2 protein-coding genes are annotated in these 6600 nt (G+C 43.5%); both read left to right on the top strand.

The window, feature by feature from the left end; all coding sequences use genetic code 11:
• Positions 1-196 precede the first annotated feature (196 nt).
• On the top strand, positions 197-4654 hold the full coding sequence (locus C7B70_RS24605) for an amino acid adenylation domain-containing protein (RefSeq protein ID WP_199192544.1): 4458 nt from the start codon (positions 197-199) through the stop codon (positions 4652-4654).
• Between the two features lie 9 nt (positions 4655-4663).
• Positions 4664-6600 (top strand): PAS domain S-box protein (locus C7B70_RS24610; protein ID WP_146134166.1); only part of this gene is annotated, 1937 nt, incomplete at its 3' end.

The raw sequence follows: 6600 nt of genomic DNA on the forward strand, positions 1-6600 counted from the left end.
CACTTCCCCCTGTGAGATTACTGCTTTATTTGGGAACTCTATATATAACCAGCTAAGGCGTAAGTAAAACTGCGTAAGTAGTAATGCAATTTTGCAAATGTTGGGCAACTTGAATAAAAATCTGAGAAGCCTTTAGGAATACAAGATTTATATCCATAGCCTCACACTTATTACTTTTGCAATCAAGGAGATATTAGTGACTAAAAAGAACAGAGAAATTGAAATTATAGTAGCTGCTCCCATTAACGGCACAAAGCAGCAACCCTTAGACCTATCACTGTTAACAAAGGCGCAACTGCATCAGTTACTCGTGGAATGGAATGACACCCAAGCCGATTACCTAAACGACATATGTATTCACCAGTGGTTTGAAGTCCAGGTAAAGTTAACGCCCACTAAGGTCGCCGTAATTTTTGAGGACAAACAGCTCACTTACCAGGAGTTAAACTGCCGAGCCAATCAACTAGCACACTACTTACAGACTCTAAAGGTGGAAGCTGAGGTTTTAGTAGGAATTTGCTTAGAGAGATCGCTCGATATGGTCGTAGGACTTTTAGGCATCCTCAAAGCTGGTGGGGCTTATGTGCCATTAGATCCAGCATATCCTCAAGAGCGCTTGGCATTTATGTTAGAAGATTCTCAACTACCAGTGCTACTAACACAGCAGAATCAACTCAATCGGCTCCCAGCATTTGAGGGGCAAGTGGTATGCCTTGATACTGATTGGAAAACAATTTCCAGCCAAAGTACGGATAACCCAGATAGCCAAGTAACAGCTAAAAACTTAGCTTACATTATCTATACTTCCGGCTCCACTGGGAATCCGAAAGGGGTACAAGTTGAACACGGCTCTGTCGTCAACCTCTTAAATTCTGTACGTCAGGAACCAGGACTGAGCAAGCAAGATGTCCTTTTAGCAGTTACCACCATATCCTTCGATATTGCGGCTTCAGATATTTACTTGCCTTTGGTTGTTGGCGCTTGCATTGTGCTAGTCAGCCGTGAAGTAGCTACCGATCCAGCACAGCTTTCTAAGACCTTAACAAACTCAGGCGCTACATTTATGCTAGCAACTCCAGCTACTTGGCAAATGCTTTTGGTAACAGAGTGGCAGGGTAACAAACAGCTAAAAATTATCTGTACTGGAGAAGCACTAAACCGAGACTTAGCTAATCGGCTATTAGAAAGAGTACATTCTCTTTGGAATATGTACGGGCCCACAGAAACTACGGTTTGGTCAACAGCTTACAAAGTAGAACCTAGTAACAATCAGATACTCATAGGTAGACCGATTGCTAACACGCAAATTTATTTTCTAGATTACCTGCTACGCCGTCAGGGAGATCCAATCAAGCTTGTACCCGTAGGAATGCCAGGAGAGTTGCACATTGGTGGTGCTGGTCTAGCAAGAGGTTACCTCAACCGACCTGAACTCAACAAAGAGAAATTTATGCTTAATCCCTTCAGCAAGGAACCAGGCGATCGCCTCTACAGAACTGGAGACTTGGGTCGCTATCTACCAGACGGCAACATTGAGTTAATGGGGCGGATTGATAATCAAGTTAAGATTCGTGGCTTCCGAATTGAGTTAGAAGAAATTGAGGCAATTATCAACCAGCATCCTGCGGTAGGAGAATCTGTAGTAATTGGTCGCCAAGATTTGTCAGAGGACAAACGCCTAGTTGCCTATGTAGTCCCACTACAACAGCCAGAGGCTCAACAGCATTTACAAGTAGAGATATCCAATTTGGAATCAACTTGGCAGTGGCAGAAAGTATGGAATGAAACCTACAGCCAATTAAATACTGGGCAAGATCCAACATTTAATATTGACGGCTGGAAGAATAGCTATACAGGGCAGCCTACCTCAGTTGGGGAGATGCACGAGTGGATTGAACACACTGTAGAGCGAATCCTATCGTTACACCCTAACCGTGTACTGGAAATCGGTTGTGGTACAGGGCTACTGCTATTCCGCATTGCTCCCCATTGCTCTGGTTACTTGGGTACGGATATTGCGCCAGAAGCTGTCCGTTACCTCAACCAAGAGTTGCAGCGAAGTCCGCATGATTGGTCACAGGTTTTTCTTGAGCAAAAAGCAGCCGTAGAATCTTTTGAGGACTTGGAGCCAGAAGCGTTCGATACTGTAATACTCAATTCCGTAATCCAGTATTTTCCCAGCATTAATTATTTAGTACGTGTCTTAGAAAGTGCGGTCAAAGTGGTCAAATCGGGAGGTCACATTTTTATTGGAGATGTCCGCAATCTGGAGCTACTAGAAGCTTTTCATACATCAGTGCAGCTATATCTTGCTGATGGCTCTATGCCGATTACTCACCTCCAGCAACGCATCCAAGAGCGGATGGGGCAAGACAAAGAGTTAGTAATCGCTCCTGCTTTCTTTACGGCTCTTAAACACCATCTTCCTCAGATTAGCCACGTTCAAATTCAACTCAAGCGCGGTCGCCATCAAAATGAGCTAACTTGCTTCCGCTACGATGTAATCCTCCAAATAGGAACGGTAACAAACAATCTATCAGAGGAATCTGCTGCGCCTAGTCCTTCTACTTGGCTGGACTGGCAGCAGGAGCTAACACTACCAGCGATTCGTCAACGCTTAATCGAGAATCAGCCAGAGATCCTTGGGATCGCTGGGATCAAAAATCCAAGGGTCTTAGCAGACCTCACCGCCAGCGAACTACTATTAAACAGTGATCGCTTTAAAACTGTGGCAGACTTACAGGCAGCTATCGAGGAAACGACTCAGCAAAATAGAGCGCTCGATCCCGAAGATTTATGGAACTTGAGCCAAGAGTTACCTTATAGCGTTAACATCAACTGGTCTAGCTCAAAAGGATCTGCTAGCTATGACGCGGTGTTTCAGCATCATTGCTCAAAGCAAACTAAGACAAACAACAGCAGTATTGTCTCTTGGCCTGAGAGTGAATTTACTCTCAAGCCTTGGAATACCTACACTAATCAATCTCTGCAAGCAAAGGATTCAAGTAATCTAGTTTCTCAGCTACGGATCTTACTCAAAGACAAGCTGCCCGAATACATGGTTCCCTCTGCTTTTGTCCTGCTCGATAGCTTACCGCTCACTCCTAACGGTAAAGTAGATCGGCGAAGTCTTCCTGAACCAAACTACTCTAGACCAATTTTATTAGAGGCTTTTGTTGCACCTCGTACTTCGATAGAGAATCAGTTAGCGGCGATTTGGACTCAAGTGCTAGGAATCGAGCCAATAGGAATCAACGACAACTTTTTTGAGCTAGGAGGACACTCTTTACTTACAGTTGGGATGCTCTTCCAAGTCAAAGAAATTTTTCACGTCGATTTACCTCTGCTATCTTTATTTCAAGCACCCACTATCGCTGGACTTGCTCAAGAGATCGCCCAATTCTTGCACTTAGAAGATACTACTACACGCTATATTAGCTGCATAGATTTAGAAGCTGAAGCTGTTTTAGAGCCGACAATTTGCGCTACTACTTCCACCCCTGAGCCAATCAAAGAACCGCAGCGAGTTTTGTTGACAGGAGCAACAGGTTATATCGGTGCTTTTTTACTGCATGAACTGCTACAGCAGACCGAAGCTAGCATCTATTGTCTTGTCCGGGCCTCAACTCCTGAGTCCGGCAAGCAAAAAGTCTGCCGCAACTTAGAACACTATTTAGGATTTTTGGAACCAAAGCTCAGTTCCAGAATTATTCCAGTAATAGGAGATTTATCACAGCCACTTTTAGGGCTAACTGAACAACAGTTTAGGAACTTGGCGAGGGAAATAGATGGGATTTATCACAATGGGGCATTTGTTAATTTAATTTATCCCTACGTCGCATTGCGAGCCGCGAATGTTTCTGGAACCCAAGAAGTCTTGAGATTGGCAAGCCAAATCAAAACAAAACCCGTACATTTTATTTCCACCCTCGATGTCTTTCTTTCATCTGCTTATGCCCAAACGAAAGTAATTAAAGAACAAGATGAGCTAGCTTACTGTGAGGATCTTACTAATGGATATGCCCAAAGCAAATGGGTAGCTGAAAAGTTGGTAATGACCGCAGGTAAGCGGGGAATTCCTGTTTCTATTTACAGATTAGGAATGGTTGCAGGGCATAGCCAAACAGGTGTTTCTAAGACCGACGACCTGATATGCAGGATGATTAAAAGTTTTATCCAACTGGGGTATGCGCCTAGATTGGATCTGTTAATTAATCTTACTCCTGTGGACTATGTCAGCCGTGCTATCGTTCATTTATCAAGACAAAAAACCTCAATAGGCAAAGCTTTTCATCTGATTAACCCGCAATCATTACCTTTACGCCAACTAATCAAAGAAATTAAAAGTTTCGGTTACCCAATGGAGCAGATTGCTTATGACCAATGGCAAACAGCTTTGCTAAATAATAATTCCCAAGAGAATACTTTAAGTCCTTTATCATCGCTGTTTACGCAGAAGTCATCTACAGAACCTTTGACTTATATAGAGAGAATGTGGTTAGGAGCGCAATCCTTCGACCGTCAAAACACCGTTGATGGTCTAATAGATACTGTCATCAACTGTCCTGTAGTTGACTCTAGCTTGTTGCAAAATTACTTATCTTATTTCGTTGATAGCGGTTTTTTAAAGACTCCGCAACTTTTAAATAACTAGGAGACGTGAATGGCTACTGATTTATTGAAACGACCTTTAGTTGCACATTTACCAAGAAGCTTGAGTGCGATGGAAACTTGGGGCTTTGGTCTTACAGGTCATGTAGGATGGATTGGCACTGCGCCGATAGTTCATGCTGCCCTTGGACCAAAAGCTATCTTTGTCTGGTTGCCTGGAGTAATTGTGTCAGTGCTGCTGAACCTACAAGTGCAACGTTTGGGGATGCATTGGCCAAATATAGCTGGAGGAACGCCAAACTACGCAGCCAGGTTACTGAAAAATTTCTATGGTTTAGGCAGCTATGTAGCAATTGGATATTTCATTGGATGGGTAGCGGCTCCAGCAATTTATGCGATTGTCCTGACAGACTTGATTAAAGTCAACATTGAACCATTAGGTATTACCTGTCCAGAAACGCTCCTTAAAATTGGATTCATAGCGCTGGCATTTATCGTCGGGTTGAGCGGTACCCGCGCCTTGGGAATTTTACACCTATTTTTCGTCATCCCAGCGATTGGATTGTTAGTTGCTTTTTGCTTTCAAGGGCTTGGATGGTTAGCATTCTCACCTAATAGCCCTGGTTTTTTCCCTAGTAGCTTGTCAAGCCTTAGCTTTGAAGAGTGGGCAAAGTGGTTTTTCATTTCTACTATTTCTGCCTACTCCTGTGAAACTGCTTCTTCCTTTGTTGCTGATAGTCGCCGCCCTGGTAAAACTCTACGGTTTCTCTCTTGGTCTGCTTGGCTGATTCCTCCAGTATTTATAGGTGGTTCTTGGGTACTGATGCAACTGGCGACTAGGCCAGGGATGGGAGATAATTTATACTTAAATCTTGTAGCAGCAGCCCGTCCATTTTGGGGGCAATCAGCTTCTTTTTTAGTAACGCTCTTGATTGCCTTTTGTTGTCTTCTAAGTTGCGCCACTGCCGTTGCCAATACATCTCGAATCTTGTACCAACTTGCCTTGGACGGTCAGCTTTCACCTGTATTTACAGTTGTTTCTCCAAGAGGTGTATTAGAACCCGCTCTCATCCTTACCTTTATCCTTAGCCTCCTATGTTTGGCTTGGGGAGATATATCTCATGTAGTAGTGGTGGCAGGTACTAGCTACCTAAGTTCTATTATTGGACTTCATTTCGGACTATGGTTACGCCGCAGTGAACCACAGGTGCTATTTCCTTGGTGGTCACTGGCTTTTTTCCTAGTAGAGGCGATTGTCCTGGTAATAGGAGGTTTTGCTTGGGGTTGGTACGATCTATTACTGGGACTCGTGTTACCTGTTTTCATTTTGATGGGAGATAAGTTACTACGCCGCTTTCCATTCGCGCCATTCCATCCCCAATGGTGGCAGCAACGTTATTATGCTAAACCTAGCAGCAAAAACCAAGACTTCATCATGCTACAGGTGCTTGTCCTAGTTTTGTTAATCTGTAGTAGCACTACAATAGGCTGGGTTATTAGCGGTAAGTTAGATAGAACAGCCAACAGCGAATATAATGGTGCGCTGTTGGCTGTTCTATTGGTAACGCTGTCGTTTGTAGGAATAGGAATAGCCTGCTGGACTACCTTGCCACAGATTGCAGCTATTGACGACGCAAGGCAAAAAGCAAAAAACATCTTCATCACTACTCTTGACACTGTTCCAGATACTATTTTAGTTCTAGATGAAAAAGGTACAATTCGTCAGGCAAACCCAGCAGCTAAAGAACTCTTTCAGATAAATACCCAGCATTTGCTCGGACATCACTTAAATAAATTCTTCTCTAATCTGGCAGGGCGACCAGAGCAATGGCTTAACCGGAGCGAACATACTCTAGAATGTTACCAAAGTTTACGCACAATTGAATTAACCATCTCACAACCCTCTATTCTCAATTTCCAAGAGTATGTGGTAATTGTGCGTGACATCACTGAGCGCAAGCAGGCAGAAGTAAACATTCGTGATGCTTT

It is taken from the genome of Chlorogloea sp. CCALA 695 (genome assembly GCF_003003885.1).
GTDB lineage: Bacteria > Cyanobacteriota > Cyanobacteriia > Cyanobacteriales > Chroococcidiopsidaceae > Aliterella.